This window comes from Nocardia coffeae (assembly GCF_019890715.1).
Lineage (GTDB): Bacteria > Actinomycetota > Actinomycetes > Mycobacteriales > Mycobacteriaceae > Nocardia > Nocardia jiangxiensis.
Genome location: NZ_JAINZY010000001.1, coordinates 891,928 through 909,596, shown reverse-complemented (window position 1 = coordinate 909,596; position 17,669 = coordinate 891,928). Strand labels below are relative to the sequence as shown.

Here is a 17,669-nt window from a genome sequence, read left to right as displayed (position 1 = left end):
TCGATCGAGAGGTGGATCACGTCCGATGAAGTACGCGTTCCGTGCCGCAGTCGTGTTGACCGCAGCCACCCTTGCCCTGCCCTTCTTCGCCGGAACGTCCTCGGCGGCGCCCGAATCGACCGGGCCCGACGGTGGCGCCGCGGGCGCCGCCTGGACGGCCGCCGAGGACGGTCCGCAGCAGTATCCGAACATCCACATCGATTGGGATGTGCCGATCACGATGAGCGACGGCACGGTGCTGAAAGGCAACGTGTACCGTCCCGCCGATCCGGCCGGACATCCCATCGATGTGCGAACGCCGGTCGTGCTCAACATGACTCCGTACACCAAACTGGTGTCGAATCTGGCCGATCACGCGGGTTCGATTCCGGGACTGTCCGATGCGCTGCTGAATCTGTTCCGGCAGATCGATCTGTCCGGCACCCCGCTGTCCGGGATCACCGATCTGACCAAGGCGTTCGGCGGCGGCGAACTGCGCAACTTCGCGGTGGACCGCAAATTGGTGGAGAGCGGCTACACGCAGGTCGTGGTCGATGTGCGCGGAACCGGTTTCTCCCAAGGGGATTGGGACATGCTGCGGCAACGCGAGCAGCAGGACACCGTCGAGACGATCGATTGGGCCGCGCGTCAGCCCTGGTCCGACGGCAAGGTCGGAATGAACGGCCTGTCCTATTCGGGCATCAACCAGGTGCAGGCCGCGCAGCGGCATCCGCCCGCGTTGAAGGCGATCTTCCCGGTGGTGCCGGGCAGCGACCTCGTGAACGACGTGCTCGCGCCCGGCGGCGGCTTCGGATTCAACTTCATTCCGTTGTGGCTCAGCGCGATCAACGGCCTGAAATGGGTTCCGGATCTGCAATCGCTGGTGACCGGCAAGTTCGACACGAGGTGGCTCGACGACCGCATCGATGATCCGTTCACCTACATGGACGTGTTGATCAGCGCCTACACCCGAACGCGCATGCAGGATCTGGATCCGCGGGTGCGCCAGATGCTCACCGACGTGTCCACCGAACGTCAAGCGTGGCTGGGTGATCCGAGCCGGATCACCATCCCGACCTTCGTCACCGGCGGCTGGCACGATCTGTTCACGTATTCGGAATCCAAGATCTACAACGAGATTCCGCTCGCGCCGGGGCACAAGCAGCTGCTGATGGGCAACACCTATCACCTCAATTCGGGTAGTGAATCCGGGAAGCCGGGTCTGCCGCCGCGCCTGGACGTGTTGCAGCGCGCGTGGTTCGACAAGTGGCTCAAGGGAATCGACAACGGCATCGATCACTACGGCCCGGTGACGTTGCGCGAACAGGGCGGTGGTTGGGTCACCCAGGGCGGTTTCGGTCCGTCGGCCCCGGCCGAGGAGGCCGCGAAGTATCGTCGAATGTACTTGTCCGCCAGGCGAAGCGGTACCGCGTCCAGTGTGTACGACGGATCGCTGAGCGGGACGCCCACCGGCGAGTCCACCCGGATGTCCGTCGCGCCCGGCCTGACGACGCTGTGCTCCAACGATGCCGCGCAGGCCACCGCGGGCGTGCTGGCGGTGATCGACGCGTGCGGTAAGGACGCCCGGATCGCCGAGACCGGTGCGCTGACCTTCACCAGCGCGCCGGTCCCGGGCGCGACGACGATCTCCGGTCCGGTCGCGGTACATCTGGAGACCGTGCAGGACGCCGCGGACGGGTACTGGGTGGCGACGCTGAACGACGTCGCCCCGGACGGGCAGTCGACGGTGTTGTCCTCCGGACAGTTGATGGCCTCGCTGCGGCAGGTCGACGAGGCGCACAGTTCCCGCTCGGCGAATGGCGACTACACCGATCCGCGCGCCTACACCTCGCTGGACCGGCGTCAGCCGACCGTGCCGGGCGTGCCGACCACACTCGATATCGCGCTGCCGGCCACCCGCGCGGTGCTGGCTCCCGGACACCGCCTGCGGGTGGACGTGTTCGCCGGGAACTTCCCCAAAAGCCTGCCGATCATGCCGATGTTGATCGACACCGGTCTGAGGCCCGAGCATGTGCAGCTCGATCCCCGAAATCCGAGTTTCGTGAACGTCCCGGTTCGCGGTGCGGACGGTTGGTGATCCGAACCGCCGGATGATCCGCGATCGCGGCAAAAGAGGTAAACCTCACAAGCGGCACACCCCGCCGAATCCGTCACAGCATCGAGCGGGGTGACGGACGAGTTCACACGTGCTTCGCGCATTCTCCAGATGTGCGGTGCCGCAACGCAATGTGGCCGAGGCATCGTCGAAGGGGTGCGCGGCCCGGCCGGGCCGGTGATTGTCGACCCGCCGACAAACACCGCGTGAACGACTGGCCAACACCGTCGTAATGCCCTGCGACCTGCATGAAACTTCGCCGTCCGGCACTCACCGTGTCGGCCTGCGATCGTACGATTCACGTGTGAGCGTTCCCCAGGCCGTGCTGCTGGCAGTTCTCGCGGCCATCGTCGGGCTGGCCGTGGGCGGGCTGCTGATTCCGTATGTGAATGCTCGCCAGGCGCAGCGGCGCGAGGCCGAGAGCGGCCTGACCATGTCCCAGGTCCTCGACCTGATCGTGCTCACCTCCGAGAGCGGTATCGCGGTCGTGGACGAATACCGCGACGTGGTGCTGGTCAATCCGCGCGCCGAGGAATTGGGCGTGGTCCGCAATCGGCTGCTGGACGAGCGAGCCTGGGCGGCGGTGGAGAAGGTCATCGGCACCGGCGAGGACGTGGAATTCGATCTGACGCTGAAGAATCCGGTGCCCGGCCGCGGCCGCATCGCCGTGCGCGGAATGGCCCGGCCGCTCTCGCGCGGGGAATCCAATTTCGTCGTGCTGTTCGCCGACGACGATTCCGAAACCGCCCGCATGGAGGCCACCCGCCGCGACTTCGTGGCCAATGTCAGCCATGAACTCAAAACGCCGGTCGGTGCGATGAGCCTGCTCGCCGAGGCGTTGCTGGAATCGGCCGACGATCCGGATTCGGTGCGGCACTTCGGCAATCGGCTGCTGGCCGAATCCGGGCGGATGGGCAAGATGGTGACCGAGCTGATCGCCCTGTCGCGCCTGCAGGGGGCGGAGAAGCTGCCGCAGCTCGAGGCCGTGGAGGTGGACGTCGTGGTGAACGCCGCGATCGAGCGTTCCCGCACCGCCGCCGAGGCCGCCGGAATCACCGTCAGCACCGATTCCAACAGCGGGATGGAAATTCTGGGCGATGAGACGCTGCTGGTCACGGCATTGTCGAATCTGGTGGAGAACGCCATCAACTACTCCCCGCGCGGCTCGCACGTGTCCGTGAGCCGCGCGGTGCGCAACGGTCATGTCAACATCGCGGTCACCGATCGCGGTATCGGCATCGCCAAGGAGGATCAGGAACGGGTGTTCGAGCGGTTCTTCCGCGCGGACAAAGCCCGCTCGCGCGCCACGGGCGGCACCGGACTCGGCTTGGCTATCGTCAAGCACGTGGCCGCCAACCACAACGGCGAGATCACCCTGTGGAGCAAACTGGGTACGGGTTCGACGTTCACGCTGCGTATTCCCGCGGTCGAGACCGAGGATCACAGTGCCCGCGGCGGGGCCGGTGCGGCCCCCGCCGCGGACAAGAGAACACCCCCCGGAACTCCGGCGGGTAAGAAGGAAACCGGCTCACGCCCCGCGGGGCGAGCCAGACCAAACGGTGTGGAGGCAACCCGATGACGAGTGTGCTGATCGTCGAGGACGAGGAGTCGCTGGCCGATCCGCTCGCCTTTCTGCTGCGCAAGGAGGGGTTCGAGGTCACCGTCGTCGGCGACGGACCTTCCGCGCTGGCCGAGTTCGACCGTTCCGGTGCGGATATCGTCCTGCTGGACCTGATGCTGCCCGGAATGAGCGGCACCGACGTCTGCAAGCAGCTGCGCATCCGCAGCAGCGTGCCGGTGATCATGGTGACCGCGCGGGACAGCGAGATCGATAAGGTGGTCGGCCTCGAACTGGGCGCGGACGACTACGTGACCAAGCCCTATTCGTCCCGGGAGCTGATCGCCCGGATCCGTGCCGTGCTGCGGCGTGGTGCGGGTGAGGAGATGGACGGCACCAGCGAGAACGCCGTACTCGAGGCGGGGCCGGTGCGCATGGACGTGGATCGGCACACCGTGCAGGTCAACGGCAAGCCGGTGACCCTGCCGCTGAAGGAATTCGATCTGCTGGAGTATCTGCTCCGCAATTCCGGTCGCGTGCTGACCCGCGGGCAGCTCATCGACCGGGTATGGGGCGCGGATTACGTCGGCGACACCAAAACCCTGGACGTGCACGTCAAACGACTGCGTTCGAAGATCGAGATGGATCCGGCCAAACCGGAACATCTGGTCACCGTCCGCGGTCTGGGATACAAGCTCGAGGCCTGACTGGTTCCGCCTCTCCGCGACTTCAGCGGGCCGTCGGGTGCGTTGAGACTTCAGGTTCGGGCCGGCGGTTGAGAACGTGGTCGCCTTGTGGGCGTTCCCGGGGAGTTACCCATGTGCTTGCCCGCCTCTCCGCGACTTCAGCGTGCCGTGGGGTGCCTGGCGACTCGTGCTTCGGGGCGGCGGTTGGGAGTGCGGTCGGGCATCGGGCGTTCCCGGGGAGTTACCCATGTCCTCGCGGGATCAGTGGTCGCGTTCCGAGCAGGATGTGACTCGCGAACACCCGACACTACCGGTTCACCGGGAGTGTCGGGTGTTACGGCCCTGGGTCAGGTGGACCCGGCCGGTGCTGATCCGGGGGAGTTCGGCCCGGCAGGGGTGGAACCAGCCGAGGCTCTCGTGCGCGGTCGTGCGAAACGGCGCATCAGGGGTAGGTCGACCAGCTGGTAGATCGCTGCTGCCGCCACGATCGAACCGAGCAGGCACAGGCCCGCGCAGCCCAGCCAGCCCCACAGGCCGAATCGGTGGCCGCCGATCAGGAATCTGGTCACCAGCACCATGATCGGGAACTGGATCAGGTAGAAGGCGTAGGAGATCTCGCCGAGCCACACCATCGGCCTGGACGGGGTGCGAGCGGACGGTCCGCGTTGATCGCGGACAGCCATCGTGGCGATCAGCGCGGCCATCGGGCCGACTTCGGTCGCCGACATCTTGAAGTCCACCGGAACCACCCAGGTGGCCAGGTAGGACAGCGCCACCGCGAGCACCGGGATTGTCAATCGCGTGTTGCGCCAACGGTTTTCGATCACCATTCGAGCGGTCAGCACGCCGACGTAGAACTCCGGCAGGCGCGAGAGCGGGAAGTTGTAGCTGAACCAGTACGAGCGCAGCACCGGAATGTCCGGCTGCTCGAACCAGATTCGGGCCGCGTGCAGTTCGGCGTGCGGTGACACGTCACCGTCGACCAGTCGCGGTGCGAAGACGTTGCCGATCGCGGTCGGGCCGTCGAAGGCGATCAGGTACGCCGCGTGCAGCGCGAGGACGAATATCAGCAGACCCGCGATCCACCACAGCAGCCGCGCTGCGGGAATCCGCCGCACGAGCGGCAGCAGCAGCGGAAAGCTCAGGTAGAACAGCATTTCCGAACACAGCGACCAGGACGGCACGTTGAGCCCGCCGACCGTGCTCCACTTCGGCACCCAGTTGTGCACCAGCAGCAGGTTCGGCACCCACACCACCACGCGATGCAGCGGCACGCTCGCCGCGAGGATGAACACCGCCGCGGCGATCAGGTGCGTCGGATAGATCTTGAGCACCCGGCGGCGGTAGAAACCCAGCGCCGAACCGCCGCGTCCGGCCGACCAGTAGATGATGAACCCGGACAGCACGAAGAAGAACGTCACGCCCGCCGCGCCGAACTGCATCGGCACGAAGTCCTGATGGATCCGCCGGAACAGTTCGCTCTTCTGAAAGGGGTAGGCGGGCAACAGAATCAGCGCATGCGCCGCGAACACCGCACAGGCGGCCCACCACCGCGCGGCGGTCAGCGACGGCAGACGCCCCGAATGCCGTCGCTGATCCGCCGCAGGGGTGTCCACCGGCGGTGACTGCACCTGGGTCATTGTGAGATCCGGCGGTACAGTGCGTGCGCCGTCACCGAATCCCCCTGAGCGCTGGGGTGGAACGGGATGCCGATGAAGTCGGCCCGCGGGTCGAAGAACCCGTTCAGCCACGGTTGCGTCGAGCACAGGCCGTGCCCGGCGGTGACCGCGCGGACGTCGAAGAACTCGAGATCCATCAGCTTCGCGGCGTCGATCTGGGCCTGCTGCAACTGATCGAGGTAATCCACCAGGCCCGCGCCGCGGTCCTGGACGATGTTGCCGACACCGAGCACGCTGGTGCAGACGGTCGTCGAATGCGCCGGGAACAGTTCGGGATATCCGACCAGGATGATGCGCGCGTTCGGCGCGTAATAGCGGACGTAGTCGACGACCTCGCGGATCCGGTCGGCGTACGCCTGCCCGGTCATGGCTCGGAAGTCGGCGAGCCGGCCCTGCGCCGCCGCCTCGGGTCCGCAGCCGTCGCGGAAGTTGAATATGCACGACTCCATCGACGTCCACAGCATCGTCTTGCTGGTCCCCCAGGTGTCGTTCAAGCCGAACTGCAGGGCCACCGTCTTGGTCCGCGGACCGAACGCGCCCGCGGCCGCGGCGATGCGTGCCTCGGACACGATGTCGTAGGCGGTGTGGCTCTGCAGTGACGCCCCGGAACACGAGACGTCCTCGAAGTCCGGCGTGCCGGCGATCCCCATCAGCCGGCTCAGCTGTATCGGCCACGCAGAGGGTCCGTGGTTGCAGTCCCTCGAATCACCGTCCAGGCGAATGCCGTTCGCGGTGTACGAGTCGCCCATGACGACCAGTTCACTGCCCGACGGACGGGACGCGGAGCTGTCGGTGGGCGAGTCGGCTCGGGCCGGACCGCTCACGGCGACGGCGAGCAACGTTGCGCAGGCGGCCAATACGACACCGCCGAGGCGGCCGCGGGCCGCGGTGAAGATATTCGTTCGCATCGTGCGGGGCGCCCTCAGTAGCCGGCTCGTGGAGTGAAGCCGGGATCCGACAGTGTCGGTGCGGGTTTCGGCGCGGCGGTCTGCGGATGAGTCTGCGGCGCTTGGGGTTGCGTTGCCTGAGGTTGTGGCGCCTGAGGCTGCGGCGCTTCAGGTTGCGTGGCCTGAGGTGGCGGCGCGACGGCCGGGGCCGAGGAGGCCGGGGGCACAGGCGCACTCGTCGCCGTGGTGCTCGCGGGAGATGTCGAGGAAGCCGCCGTCGGCGCCACGGTGGTCGTGCTGCTCGGCGTGGATCCGTGACCGGAGTTGTCACAACCGGTGAGCGCACCCAGTCCGATAATCGCCGAAGTGGCGAACAATAGTGTGCTGGAAGCCTTTTTCAACGTGCTCATAGTCCATATATCGAACTCCGGAACCACAATCGCTACAAGACGGCGGTTCCATGGTCCGTGACCTGGTTCGATGATGGAATGTGTTGTCGGTAACGCTGATTCGAGCCGGAGCGATACGCAGACACCCGGCGTTCCCGGATCACCGGGAGCGTCGGGTGTCGTGGATTCGGTAGCGGTCTAGGTGAGGTGAACCCAGACGGTGCCGATCTGGGGGAGTTGAGTCTGGCTCAGGTGGAACCAGCCGAAGTCGTCGTGCTGCATGCAGTCGGTGAAGGGGCCCTTGGGGGTCGCGCCCTTGCAGTAGATCGGGTGGCTGGTCCCGTAGATGCTGGCGACGACCTGCTTGCCGTTGGTCTTGGCGTTGATCGCGGCCGGATCGGTGTAGAGCACGAAGTTCGAGGTGGCGTCGTTGTAGTCGCGGGTGTCGTCGGCGTGGGCCGCGGGGGCGACGATCGCGGCGCCGGCGACGGTGAGCAGAGCGGTGGTGATCAGTTTCCTCATCATGGCGGTGGTTTCTAACATTGAAAGGTGACGTCCGCATGGCGAGACGGTGTCGCGCAGGGTTCGCTCCGCGTCCGATCCGCCTGCCCGCGTCGGCCGGGAACAGCTGATCGTCCGTTCAACTCGACGATATTGCCGGAAGATCGCTGACGCCGTAGCACTCGCCTTTTCAGGCGCTGCGCTCGTTCGCCTCGTGCTCCTGCGCCGCGCGGGTGGCCGGATGCACCGCGATCAGCCCCAGGCCCTCGCGACGCTTGCAGTGCCGGGCCAGCTCGTCGTAGGCGGGCTTGCCGATCAGCTCGATCAGTTCCGGAGCGTAGGACTGCCACACCGGGCGCGAGCCGACATGGGCGTCGGGGGAGCCGGAGCAGTACCAGTTCAGGTCCTCACCACCCGGACCCCAACCGCGACGGTCGTATTCGGTGAGCGTGGTGCGCAGGATCTGCACGCCGTCCGGGCGGTCCACCCAGTCCTGGGTGCGGCGAATCGGCAACTGCCAGCACACCTCCGGCTTGACCGTCAGCGGTTCCAGTCCCGTACGCAGGGCCATCGAATGCAGGGCGCAGCCGATGCCGCCCTCGAAGCCCGGACGATTGAGGAAGATGCACGCGCCCTCGTAGCGGCGGGTCCGCAGGGCGGGCTCGTCATCCAGTTCGTCCTCTTCGAGATAGAGCTTCTTGCGCACCTTGCCCTCGGCGTCGGTCGCCTCGCCCATCAGCTGCCAGTCCTGAGGTGTGAGCTTTTTCACAGCCTTGGCGAGCTTCTTGCGATCGTCGTCGTCGCACAGGAATGCGCCGTGCGAACAGCAACCGTCGTCCGGGCGACCCTCGATGATGCCCTGGCAGGCAGGGGTGCCGAAGACGCACGTCCATCGGGACAGCAACCAGGTGAGGTCGGCCGCAATGGTGTGCTCGTCGTTCGCGGGGTCGTTGAATTCAATCCACTCGCGTGGGAAATCGAGCCCGACCTCGGGGCTGGGATCGATCTTCGTCGCTGGTCGCAGCCCCGTCGGGGCGCTCGCGGAAGCTCCTGCCGTCACGCGTCCGAGTGTATTGCTCCCGAGGGGAAGCGCGCGGACCGGCCGGACATCGAGTACCAACCGTATTCCGACACGTCACAGCGCCACCCAGTACCGTGTTGTTGTGCGGCTCGGTGTGCTCGATGTGGGAAGTAATACCGTCCACCTGCTCGTGGTGGACGCGCATCGGGGTGGGCACCCGATGCCGATGAGTTCGACCAAGGCGACGTTGCGCATGTCGGAGAACATGGACGACAACGGTCGCATCACCGGCGAGGGGTCGGATCGGCTGATCGCGACGGTGGCCGAATTCGCCAGCATCGCAAAGACTTCCGGGTGCATCCAGCTGATGCCGTTCGCCACCTCGGCGGTGCGCGAGGCCACCAACTCCGAAGAGGTGCTGCTGCGCGTGCGTCGGGAGACCGGCGTCGAGTTACGGGTGCTGTCCGGAGTCGACGAGGCCCGGCTGACGTTCCTGGCGGTGCGCCGTTGGTACGGCTGGAGCGCCGGACGCATCCTGAACCTCGACATCGGCGGTGGCTCTCTCGAATTGAGCAACGGCGCGGACGAGGCCCCGGACGCGGCGCTGTCGCTGCAACTGGGCGCGGGCCGCCTGACGCGGGAGTGGCTGCGCGAGGACCCGCCGGGCAAGCGCCGCGTCGCGGTGCTGCGCGACTGGCTCGAGGCCGAGATGGTGGCTCCGGCGAAACAGCTGCTCGAGCCCGGTCGTCCGGACCTGGCGGTGGGCACCTCGAAGACGTTCCGCTCACTGGCCCGCCTCACCGGCGCGGCCCCCTCTGCCGCAGGACCCCGGGAACGGCGTATTCTCACCATCTCCGGTCTGCGGCAGCTGATTGCGTTCATCTCCAGAATGACCGCCTCGGACCGGGCAGAGTTGGAGGGCGTCAGCTCCGATCGGTCACAGCAACTGGTGGCCGGCGCACTGGTCGCGGAGGCGAGTATGCGTGCGTTATCGCTGGATACTCTCGAGATTTGCCCATGGGCGCTGCGGGAGGGATTGATCCTGCGCAAACTAGATACCGACCTGGACAGCGATCCGTCGACCGGTAACGGCCGGTCCTCGGGTGTGCCGGGCCCGACGGAAACGGTTTTGCGATGAGTGAAGATTCGACTCAGCTCTCGGTCGCCGAGCTGCTGGCCCGCAACGGTCAGGGCGCGCCCGCGTCCGGCGGTGGCGGTCGGCGGCGGCGCAGCGGCCGCGGTGTCTCGGTCAACGAGTTCACCGGAGATATACCCGTGGTCCGGGAGGGCGGGTCCTCCCATGCCGCGCCCGAGGAGCCCGCCGGGTACGACGCACCGGCGTCTCCGGATCCCGCGCTCGCCTACTCCGCGTCGCCGGAGTCGGACTATTCACCGCTGTCCGGGCCGATCGCCTACTACAACCCGCTCGCGCCGGATACATCCTCGCCGAGCGAGTCGCCCGGGTACTCCTCGTCCGGTTTCGGGGCGGACTCCTTCGGTTCCGGCGGGTACGAGTCCGGTTCGCCTGATCTCGGATCGGGTTACGGCGCAGCGGATTTCGGATCCCCAGGGGCGGACCGTTCGTATCGCGCGCCGGAGCCGAACGGGCGGCCCGCCGCCGATCCGTTCGCCGGTGCCAACGGCGTCCAGCCGACGCCGGGTGGTCGCCGGGCCCGTCGCGAGCTCGCTGAATCGCTTGCCGCGCAAGATGATTCGTCCGCCGATCCGTTCGGTTCGGCGCCCATGCCGGAAGTGCCCCCGGCGGGCGGGGGTGGTCGCAGGCGGCGCCGCGAACCCGACGACCAGATGACCGAGGTGCAGCCGTTCCGCGGGCCGCAGGGTGTGGACGGTTATGCGCCGGGCCCGGACTCTCGCGGCATGAACGGCTTCGCGCCGGGGCCCGATCCCCGTGCGCCGGGGCCGAATTCCTTCGGCCCCGGGCCGGACTCGCGCCGGCCCGGCGGCAATTCCTTCGGTCCTGGTGCGGACTCGCGCGGACCGGGCGGCGCCAACGCTTTCGCCCCCGGCCCGAATGCCCCTGCCCCGGGCGGCAATTCGTTCGGCCCGGGTCCGGATCCGGCCGGTCCGTCCGGGTGGGGACCGCCGCGCGGTCCCGAGCCGATGGGGCAGCCGGGCCGTGGTCCCGATGGGCTGGATCGAGGCGAACCCGGACTGCCTCCGCGGATGCCCCGGCGCAACGGCGCCGACGGCCCGCCCCCGCCCGGCGGCCTACCGGCCTGGTCGGCGCGTCGGCGTGCGCCGGCGGACTTCCCGCCCCCGCCGGACCGCAACGGCGAACCGCCCCGCAACGGCCAGGAGGTCCCGCCGACCGCGATGTGGTCCCTGGCCAACCAGGGCAATCCGGGCCCCGGACCCGTCGGTGATCCGCGTGAGGATCTCGATCCCCGCCGCGGCGGGCGCCCGCTGCCCTCGGATCCGCTGGTGCCGCGCGATGCCCGGCCGGTGACCGACCTGCTGGCCGTGGATGTGCACGGCCGCACCGAGATCTATCCCGCGATCGGTCCCGACTTCGATCCGGCCGAGGAGGATCTCGACCTCGAATACGACGAGGACGAGGACGACGAGGACGATCTGCTCGACTTCGACGAGGACGAGGACGAGGAGGACGACGATTTCGACGAGCGTCCGGCCCGCCGGAGCCGTCGCGCGCCGGGACGTTCCTTGCGCGACTCCTCGCTGAGCGCGCGCTCCAAGGCGCTGCTGCAGGGCGATCGGCCGCAGTGGATGAGTTTCGGCGGCGGCCAGGAGTCCGGACGCAGGCAGTGGCTGGTGCTGGCCGGTCAGGTCGTCGGCGCGGCGGTGGCCGGAATGCTGCTGTTCAAGGGCTTCGAGAAGATGTGGGATCTGCTGCCGTTCGTCGCGCTGGCGCTGGCGGTGGTGGTGATCCTGGGACTGGTGGCCCTGGTACGGGTGCTGCGTCGCACCGACGACATGTACAGCACGGTGATCGCGGTCGTGGTGGGCATCTTCGTGACGCTCGGGCCACTGGCCTTCCTGCTCAGTACGAACTGATCCGGGAGCGAGCACGTGGGGAAGATCGGCTCGGAGATCAAGGTCGGATTGTCGACCGCGTCGGTATATCCGGAGAACACCGAGGCGGCGTTCCGCTATGCCGCCGAAATCGGTTACGACGGCGTGGAATTGATGGTCTGGGCCGAACCGGCCAGTCAGAGCATCGCCTCCGTGCAGGCGTATTCGCGACGTTATGCGATGCCGGTGCTGGCCGTGCACGCGCCGTGTCTGCTGATCTCCCAACGGGTCTGGGGTGCGGACCCGGCCGCCAAACTCGAGCGCAGCGTGCGTACCGCGGAGGCGCTGGGCGCGGCGACCGTCGTGGTGCATCCGCCGTTCCGCTGGCAGCGTCGCTACGCGGACGGATTCGCCGTGCAGGTCGCCGAGCTGGAGCAGAGCAGTCCGGTAGCCGTGGCGGTGGAGAACATGTTCCCGATGCGTGCGGACACCCTGTTCGGGCGGCACGAGGGTTCGGCGCGGCGGCTCGAGCGCCGGGGCGGGCCCGGATTGTCGGTGACGGCGTTCAGCCCGTCCTACGATCCGACCGATACCGGTTTCCGGCACTACACCCTCGATCTGTCGCATACCTCGACCGCGGGTATGGACGCGACGCAACTGGCCGCGCGGATGGGCGAGGGGCTGACCCATCTGCATCTGGCCGACGGGCGCGGCGCCGCGCACGACGAGCACCTGATTCCGGGCGAGGGTACGCAGCCGTGTGCCGAGGTGTGCGAATCCTTGGCGCGCAACGGGTTCCGCGGTCAGGTGGTGATCGAGGCGAATACCCAGAACGCGCGCACGACCGCGGCGCGCACGGACATGCTGCGGCGCGCACTGGATTTCGCGCGCACCCATCTGGACCGCCACGAACCGGCGTCGTCCCCGGAGCCCAGCGGAGTCCGGGGGAACTAGCGCACGCCGAGTCCGAGATGGTGTGTTGGTCACATCGGGTTCGGGAATCGACGCATCTGCGGTAACACTTATACGGTGTACGAGCCATACGGCGGGAAGGAGTGGCGGTGACGGAATTGGCCATCGATGCGGAACGAACGGACAGCGGAGCTGCGGCGGATCCGGACGACGCCCCCTTCGGCCGGGTGTGTGCATTGACCGAACTGTCCGGCCCGGACCCGGAGATCGGCCGCTATCGCGGCGCGATCGAGCCGATCTGGACCGTCGGGAAGAAATTGCACGGCGGCACCATGGTCGCCGCCAGCGCCGCCGCCGCGACTCGCCGGTTGCGCACGATCGCCCCCGATCTGTCCGGAATGTTCCCGATCGCGGCCAGCACCGACTTCCTCGGCGCGCCCGAGCCGGGCGAGGTCGAGTACGAGGTCCGCATCCGCAAGACCGGTCGCCAGATCTGCCTGGTCGACGCCGGGCTGGTGCAGGGCGGGCGGACGCTGGTGCACACCGCGTTCACCTTCGGTCATCTCGACGACGCCGCCCCGGTCTACATCGCGGACAGCCATACCGACATGCCCGTCGAACCGCCCGCGGCCGCGGAGATCTACACGCCGGATTCGACGATGGGCCGTCTGGTGCACGTCTCCGAGGGCGCCTCGGTGGCCCTGGATCCCGAATGGGCCCGATTCCTCGAACAGGAACAGGGCGAGCCGCGGCTGCGGCTGTGGATCCGCGCGCGGGAGGGCGATCAGCAGGATCCGGACGTCGCGGCCTACTTCGCGATGATGGCCGGCGACATAAGCCCGCCGGTGCCGATGAATCTGGGCCGCTTCGGCTGGGCCCCGACCGTGCAGATGACCACCTATCTGCGCCGCCGCCCGGCCCCGGGCTGGCTGCGCGTCATCGCCACCGCCCACGAGATCGGTGAGCGGATGTTCGACGAGGATCAGCTCGTCCTGGACGCCACCGGTGCGGTCGTGGCGCAATCACGCCAGCTCGCGCTCATCCCGCGCTGATCGGCGGCGCGCCCGGAACCGGTGCGTGCCGCACCGATAGCCTTGGACGCTATGACGAGAATTGCGGTGATCGGTGGCGGACGGATCGGCGAGGCGTTACTCGCCGGGCTGCTCGAATCCGGGTGGGCGACCAAGGATCTGGTCGTCGTCGAGACGATGGCGGCGCGTGCGGAACTCCTGAGCGAGCGCCTGGGCATCCGCGTCACCGACGATGTCACCGACGCCGCGACGGGTGCGGATCTGCTGGTCGTCGCCGTGAAGCCGGGCGATGTGGACGGTGTGCTCGCCGAGGTGAGCAAGGTCGATCAGGACGACGCGCGCGACCGCGTGCTGGTCTCCGTGGTCGCCGGGATGACCACCGCGCGCCTGGAGGCCAAACTGCCCGCCGGATTCCCGGTGGTCCGGGTCATGCCGAATACCCCGATGCTGGTCGGGCAGGGCATGAGTGCGATCGCGGGTGGCCGCCACGCCGACGCGGCGCAGCTCGAGCAGGTGTCCGAGCTGATGGCCGCGGTCGGCAAGGTGGTCACCGTAACCGAATCCAAGATGGACGCGGTGACCGCGGTGTCGGGTTCGGGTCCGGCGTATTTCTTCCTGGTGGTCGAGGCCATGGTGGAGGCCGGTGTCGGGATGGGCCTGAGCCGTGACGTGGCCACCCAACTGGTGGTGCAGACGATGCTCGGCTCGGCGGCGCTGCTGGACGAGTCCGGCCAGGACGCGGCCGAACTGCGTGCCGCGGTCACCTCGCCCGCGGGCACCACGGCCGCGGCGGTGCGCGAGATGGAACGCGCCGGGTTGCGCTCGGCGTTCATCGAGGGTCTGAACGCGGCGCGGGACCGCTCGGCGGCACACGACGGGTGACCCCTGATTCGCGCAGGTAATTGAACGACACGCGTCCGTTGCCTGACCGGCCGGTTATCTGCCCGGCAAATCCGATTTCTCACACCCGTCGCAGCAATCCCACTGGTCCCGCTAAGCTTCAAGGAGCACGTGCGTGTCTGTTCCGCCGGTGGGGAAGCCGGCGGCGCGGACGTGCCGGAGGTCGGTGACGCAATGATGTCTGGAAACAGCTCTGCGAGTACGGGACCCGTGGTCGGTGGAGGGACGCAGTTCCTCACCGTCGCCGAGGTGGCGAATCTGATGCGGGTATCGAAGATGACGGTGTATCGGTTGGTGCACTCGGGCGAGTTGCCCGCGGTGCGAGTCGGCAGATCGTTCCGAGTGCACGCGAAGGCCGTGCACGATTATCTGCAGACTTCGTACTTCGACGCGGGCTGATCCCCAACGGGATCCGATGCCCCGGCCCGAGTGGCCGGGGCGATCCCCGTTTCATTCGCGCGGCAGTGGCCCGGTACGATGAACCACCGTCGTGTTCGCCAGTCGGTGCTCCTCAGCGCCGCGGCGGCCGCGCGAACATTGGGAGCGCGGAAACCGGGTAGCCATGCGGGCCGGGCGACCCGGGGAACAGAGCGTACGTGAACCGGCGTGCGCGCCGAGTAGAGAGAGAACGCGAGGAACAACCCTATGGGTTCTGTGATCAAGAAGCGCCGTAAGCGGATGTCGAAGAAGAAGCATCGCAAGCTGCTTCGCCGCACCCGTGTGCAGCGTCGCAAACTCGGCAAGTAGGCCGTAGCCGTCGAAGGCCCGTCATCAACTGATGGCGGGTTCTTTCGTTTCCGGTGACGAAAGTCCTCGTTAGAACCTGGTAAATAGCCTCTCCAGGTACGCGCGCGACCCGCTACCCTGGACCGCGCGGGGACAAGCCGGCAAAGGGGTTCAGTTGGGATTTTCGGCGTGAGCCAGAACGAGCGTGACGGACACCGGCCGAAAGTTGTGCTGGTCACCGGTGCCAGTCGATTCTTCGGCGGCAACGTGGTTGCCGCCCTCGCCGCCGACCCCACTGTCGAGCGGATCATCGCGGTGGATGCGCGTCAGCCCGGTCGGGAGCTGCTGCATCGCATGGGCCGCGCGGAATTCGTCCGGGCCGATATTCGTAATCCGTTGATACGCAAGGTCGTCGACGGTAACGAGGTGGATACGGTGGTACACCCCGCGGTACTGTCCCGGCCGCCGTCCAGTGGCGGACGCGCGGCGATGAAGGATTTCAACGTACTCGGCGCGATGCAACTGCTGGCCGTCTGCCAGAAATCTCCGACCGTGCGCCGAGTGGTGGTGCGATCTTCCTCCGCGGTCTACGGATGCAGTGCGAAGGATCCGGCGAAATTCACCGAGGAAATGAGTGCCCGAACCCCACCGAGCGGTTCTTTCGCGCGGGACATGATCGAAATGGAAGGTTATGTGCGCGGGCTGGCGCGACGTCGACCGGATATCGCGACGGCAATTCTGCGTTTTCCGCCGATCGTCGGTTCTCGGCTGGCAGACCGCGGCGTGCAGTATTTCCGGTCGCCGGTGACGCCGACGGTTCTCGGCCGCGATCCGCGCATGCAGGTGTTGCACGAGCAGGATTCGATCGCCGCGCTGACGCACGCCGCACTGGCCGCGCCGGGCGGGACGTTCAACGTCGCCGGAGACGGTTCGCTGACGTTGTCCCAGGCGATTCGCCGCGCGGGCCGGGTCGCGATGCCCATTCCGTTCGCGCTGTTCCGCACCGTGGGCCGCAGCTTCATGGGTCCGGTGATGCAGGAGTTCACGTCCGAGCAGATCGACTACTTCCATTTCGGGTGCGGTCTGGACACCACCCGAATGCGCGCCGAACTCGGATTCGAGCCGCGCTGGACCACGATGCAGGCCTTCGATGACTTCGTCGGGGGCGCAGCGTTGCGCCCCGTCATCGATCCGCGCTGGATAGACGCCGCTGAAACGAGACTTCTCGGCCTTGTCGGGGCCGGAGAGGGAGCACACCGATGAACGATGTGGCCAAGGTCATCCAACTGCACGATGCCGATTTCGAGGCCCGGCAGCGGCCCGTACCGCGGCGCTGGCCGGGGGAGGGCGCCGCGAAACCGGTGACCTCGCTCACCGAGCGGCTGGCCGAGACCACTCCGCCGCCGCCGCGCTCGCTGGGCGATCTGGTGCGCGATACGGTCGCCGACGGGATCCGCGGCACCGCCGATTTCGCCCGCCGCCGCCTCACCGGCGACTACCAGGTCGACGAGTTCGGCCTCGACGAACATCTCCTGGAGTCGGTGCTGCTGCCCACGCTGCGGCCGCTGGCCGAACAGTGGTTCCGCGTGGAGGTCAACGGAATCGAGAATCTGCCCGAATCCGGTGGCGCGCTGATCGTGTCCAATCACGCGGGCGTGCTGCCGCTGGACGGGCTGATGTTGCAGGTGGCCGTGCACGATCGGCATCCCGCGCAGCGCGTGGTGCGCTTGCTGGCGGCCGATCTGGTCTTCGAGACGCCGGTCCTGGGCGGGCTGGCCCGCAAGGCCGGACATACGCTGGCCTGCCCGGCCGATGCCGAGCGGTTGTTGCGCGGCGGTGAGCTGGCCGGGGTATTCCCCGAGGGCTACAAGGGACTCGGCAAGGCGTACGGGGATCGGTACAAGTTGCAGCGGTTCGGGCGCGGGGGATTCGTCTCGGCCGCGGTGCGGACCGGCGTGCCGATCATTCCGTGCTCGATCGTGGGTTCGGAGGAGATCTACCCGAAGCTCGCCGATCTCAAGCCGCTGGCGCGATTGCTCGGATTGCCGTATTTCCCCGTGACGCCGCTGTTTCCGCATCTGGGTCTGCTGGGCGCGTTGCCGCTGCCCTCCAAGTGGTACATCGAGTTCGGTGAGCCCATCGGGACCGGGGCCTACGAGCCCGAGGCCGCCGACGACGCGATGACCATGTTCGATATCACCGACCAGGTCCGGGAGACCATCCAGCAGACGTTGTACAAGCGACTGGCCAAGCGCCGCAACGCTTTCAGCGGCTAGGCTGTATTTTTGGCCTT

Annotated in this window: 16 protein-coding genes; 12 read left to right on the top strand and 4 right to left on the bottom strand. The window is 67.6% G+C overall.

Annotation, left to right across the window (positions count from 1 at the left end; all coding sequences use genetic code 11):
* Nucleotides 1-25 precede the first annotated feature (25 nt).
* The 3 genes from K7711_RS03880 (at nucleotide 26) to K7711_RS03870 (ending at nucleotide 4,360) form a co-directional block, all read left to right on the top strand.
* Entirely contained in the window at nucleotides 26-2,077 is a 2,052-nt protein-coding gene (locus tag K7711_RS03880; RefSeq protein ID WP_222964870.1) for a CocE/NonD family hydrolase, read from the top strand.
* Nucleotides 2,078-2,399: 322 nt separating this feature from the next.
* Nucleotides 2,400-3,674, top strand: a complete 1,275-nt coding sequence (locus K7711_RS03875; RefSeq protein WP_222964868.1) for a sensor histidine kinase — start codon at nucleotides 2,400-2,402, stop codon at nucleotides 3,672-3,674.
* Complete coding sequence (locus tag K7711_RS03870; protein WP_040828194.1) at nucleotides 3,671-4,360, top strand: winged helix-turn-helix domain-containing protein; 690 nt, start codon at nucleotides 3,671-3,673, stop codon at nucleotides 4,358-4,360. The genes K7711_RS03875 and K7711_RS03870 overlap by 4 nt, the downstream gene beginning before the upstream one ends.
* A gap of 326 nt (nucleotides 4,361-4,686) precedes the next feature.
* On the opposite strand, the gene K7711_RS03865 is transcribed toward K7711_RS03870, so the two are convergent.
* The 4 genes from K7711_RS03865 to K7711_RS03850 form a co-directional block, all read right to left on the bottom strand.
* Entirely contained in the window at nucleotides 4,687-5,979 is a 1,293-nt protein-coding gene (locus K7711_RS03865; RefSeq protein WP_222964866.1) for an acyltransferase family protein, read from the bottom strand.
* The gene (locus K7711_RS03860) at nucleotides 5,976-6,926 is read right to left on the bottom strand and encodes an SGNH/GDSL hydrolase family protein (protein ID WP_222964864.1); all 951 of its coding nucleotides are present in this window, start codon (nucleotides 6,924-6,926) and stop codon (nucleotides 5,976-5,978) included. Before K7711_RS03860 ends, K7711_RS03865 begins: the two co-directional genes overlap by 4 nt.
* Before the next feature lie 566 nt (nucleotides 6,927-7,492).
* Nucleotides 7,493-7,819 carry a hypothetical protein gene (locus K7711_RS03855; protein ID WP_222964863.1) on the bottom strand — a complete coding sequence of 109 codons (327 nt, stop codon included), beginning with the start codon at nucleotides 7,817-7,819 and terminating at the stop codon, nucleotides 7,493-7,495.
* A gap of 166 nt (nucleotides 7,820-7,985) precedes the next feature.
* Nucleotides 7,986-8,855, bottom strand: coding sequence for a DUF3109 family protein (locus K7711_RS03850; protein ID WP_308014444.1), 870 nt, complete (start codon nucleotides 8,853-8,855; stop codon nucleotides 7,986-7,988).
* A 103-nt stretch (nucleotides 8,856-8,958) separates the two neighbouring features.
* Between K7711_RS03850 and K7711_RS03845 the strand changes: the two genes are divergently transcribed.
* From K7711_RS03845 to K7711_RS03805, 9 genes are all read left to right on the top strand, one after another.
* The gene (locus K7711_RS03845; protein ID WP_222964861.1) at nucleotides 8,959-9,954 is read left to right on the top strand and encodes a Ppx/GppA family phosphatase; all 996 of its coding nucleotides are present in this window, start codon (nucleotides 8,959-8,961) and stop codon (nucleotides 9,952-9,954) included.
* Entirely contained in the window at nucleotides 9,951-11,849 is a 1,899-nt protein-coding gene (locus K7711_RS47300) for an Rv0497 family membrane protein (RefSeq protein ID WP_235746542.1), read from the top strand. The genes K7711_RS03845 and K7711_RS47300 overlap by 4 nt, the downstream gene beginning before the upstream one ends.
* A 15-nt stretch (nucleotides 11,850-11,864) precedes the next feature.
* A complete protein-coding gene (locus K7711_RS03835) occupies nucleotides 11,865-12,761 on the top strand; it encodes a sugar phosphate isomerase/epimerase family protein (protein ID WP_308014443.1) in 897 nt (298 codons plus the stop codon).
* Between the two features lie 185 nt (nucleotides 12,762-12,946).
* A complete protein-coding gene (locus tag K7711_RS03830) occupies nucleotides 12,947-13,771 on the top strand; it encodes a thioesterase family protein (RefSeq protein ID WP_308014577.1) in 825 nt (274 codons plus the stop codon).
* A gap of 51 nt (nucleotides 13,772-13,822) precedes the next feature.
* Entirely contained in the window at nucleotides 13,823-14,632 is an 810-nt protein-coding gene (gene proC / locus K7711_RS03825) for a pyrroline-5-carboxylate reductase (protein WP_222964858.1), read from the top strand.
* A gap of 192 nt (nucleotides 14,633-14,824) precedes the next feature.
* Nucleotides 14,825-15,049: a helix-turn-helix domain-containing protein gene (locus K7711_RS03820; RefSeq protein ID WP_051193761.1), complete on the top strand. Its 225-nt coding sequence runs from the start codon at nucleotides 14,825-14,827 to the stop codon at nucleotides 15,047-15,049.
* A 246-nt stretch (nucleotides 15,050-15,295) separates the two neighbouring features.
* Nucleotides 15,296-15,397: a 30S ribosomal protein bS22 gene (locus K7711_RS03815; protein WP_003402602.1), complete on the top strand. Its 102-nt coding sequence runs from the start codon at nucleotides 15,296-15,298 to the stop codon at nucleotides 15,395-15,397.
* Nucleotides 15,398-15,565: 168 nt separating this feature from the next.
* Nucleotides 15,566-16,639 (top strand): NAD-dependent epimerase/dehydratase family protein, encoded by a 1,074-nt coding sequence (locus tag K7711_RS03810; protein ID WP_308014442.1) that lies wholly within the window; start codon nucleotides 15,566-15,568, stop codon nucleotides 16,637-16,639.
* On the top strand, nucleotides 16,636-17,652 hold the full coding sequence (locus K7711_RS03805; RefSeq protein ID WP_222964856.1) for a lysophospholipid acyltransferase family protein: 1,017 nt from the start codon (nucleotides 16,636-16,638) through the stop codon (nucleotides 17,650-17,652). The genes K7711_RS03810 and K7711_RS03805 overlap by 4 nt, the downstream gene beginning before the upstream one ends.
* The last annotated feature ends 17 nt before the right edge of the window (nucleotides 17,653-17,669 follow it).

Coding starts and splice junctions, on each gene's coding strand:
- K7711_RS03880 (WP_222964870.1), top strand. CDS start 26: ATGAAGTACGCGTTCCGTGCCGCAGTCGTGTTGACCGCAGCCACCCTT.
- K7711_RS03870 (WP_040828194.1), top strand. CDS start 3,671: ATGACGAGTGTGCTGATCGTCGAGGACGAGGAGTCGCTGGCCGATCCG.
- K7711_RS03865 (WP_222964866.1), bottom strand. CDS start 5,979: ATGACCCAGGTGCAGTCACCGCCGGTGGACACCCCTGCGGCGGATCAG.
- K7711_RS03860 (WP_222964864.1), bottom strand. CDS start 6,926: ATGCGAACGAATATCTTCACCGCGGCCCGCGGCCGCCTCGGCGGTGTC.
- K7711_RS03855 (WP_222964863.1), bottom strand. CDS start 7,819: ATGATGAGGAAACTGATCACCACCGCTCTGCTCACCGTCGCCGGCGCC.
- K7711_RS47300 (WP_235746542.1), top strand. CDS start 9,951: ATGAGTGAAGATTCGACTCAGCTCTCGGTCGCCGAGCTGCTGGCCCGC.
- proC (WP_222964858.1), top strand. CDS start 13,823: ATGACGAGAATTGCGGTGATCGGTGGCGGACGGATCGGCGAGGCGTTA.
- K7711_RS03820 (WP_051193761.1), top strand. CDS start 14,825: ATGATGTCTGGAAACAGCTCTGCGAGTACGGGACCCGTGGTCGGTGGA.
- K7711_RS03815 (WP_003402602.1), top strand. CDS start 15,296: ATGGGTTCTGTGATCAAGAAGCGCCGTAAGCGGATGTCGAAGAAGAAG.
- K7711_RS03805 (WP_222964856.1), top strand. CDS start 16,636: ATGAACGATGTGGCCAAGGTCATCCAACTGCACGATGCCGATTTCGAG.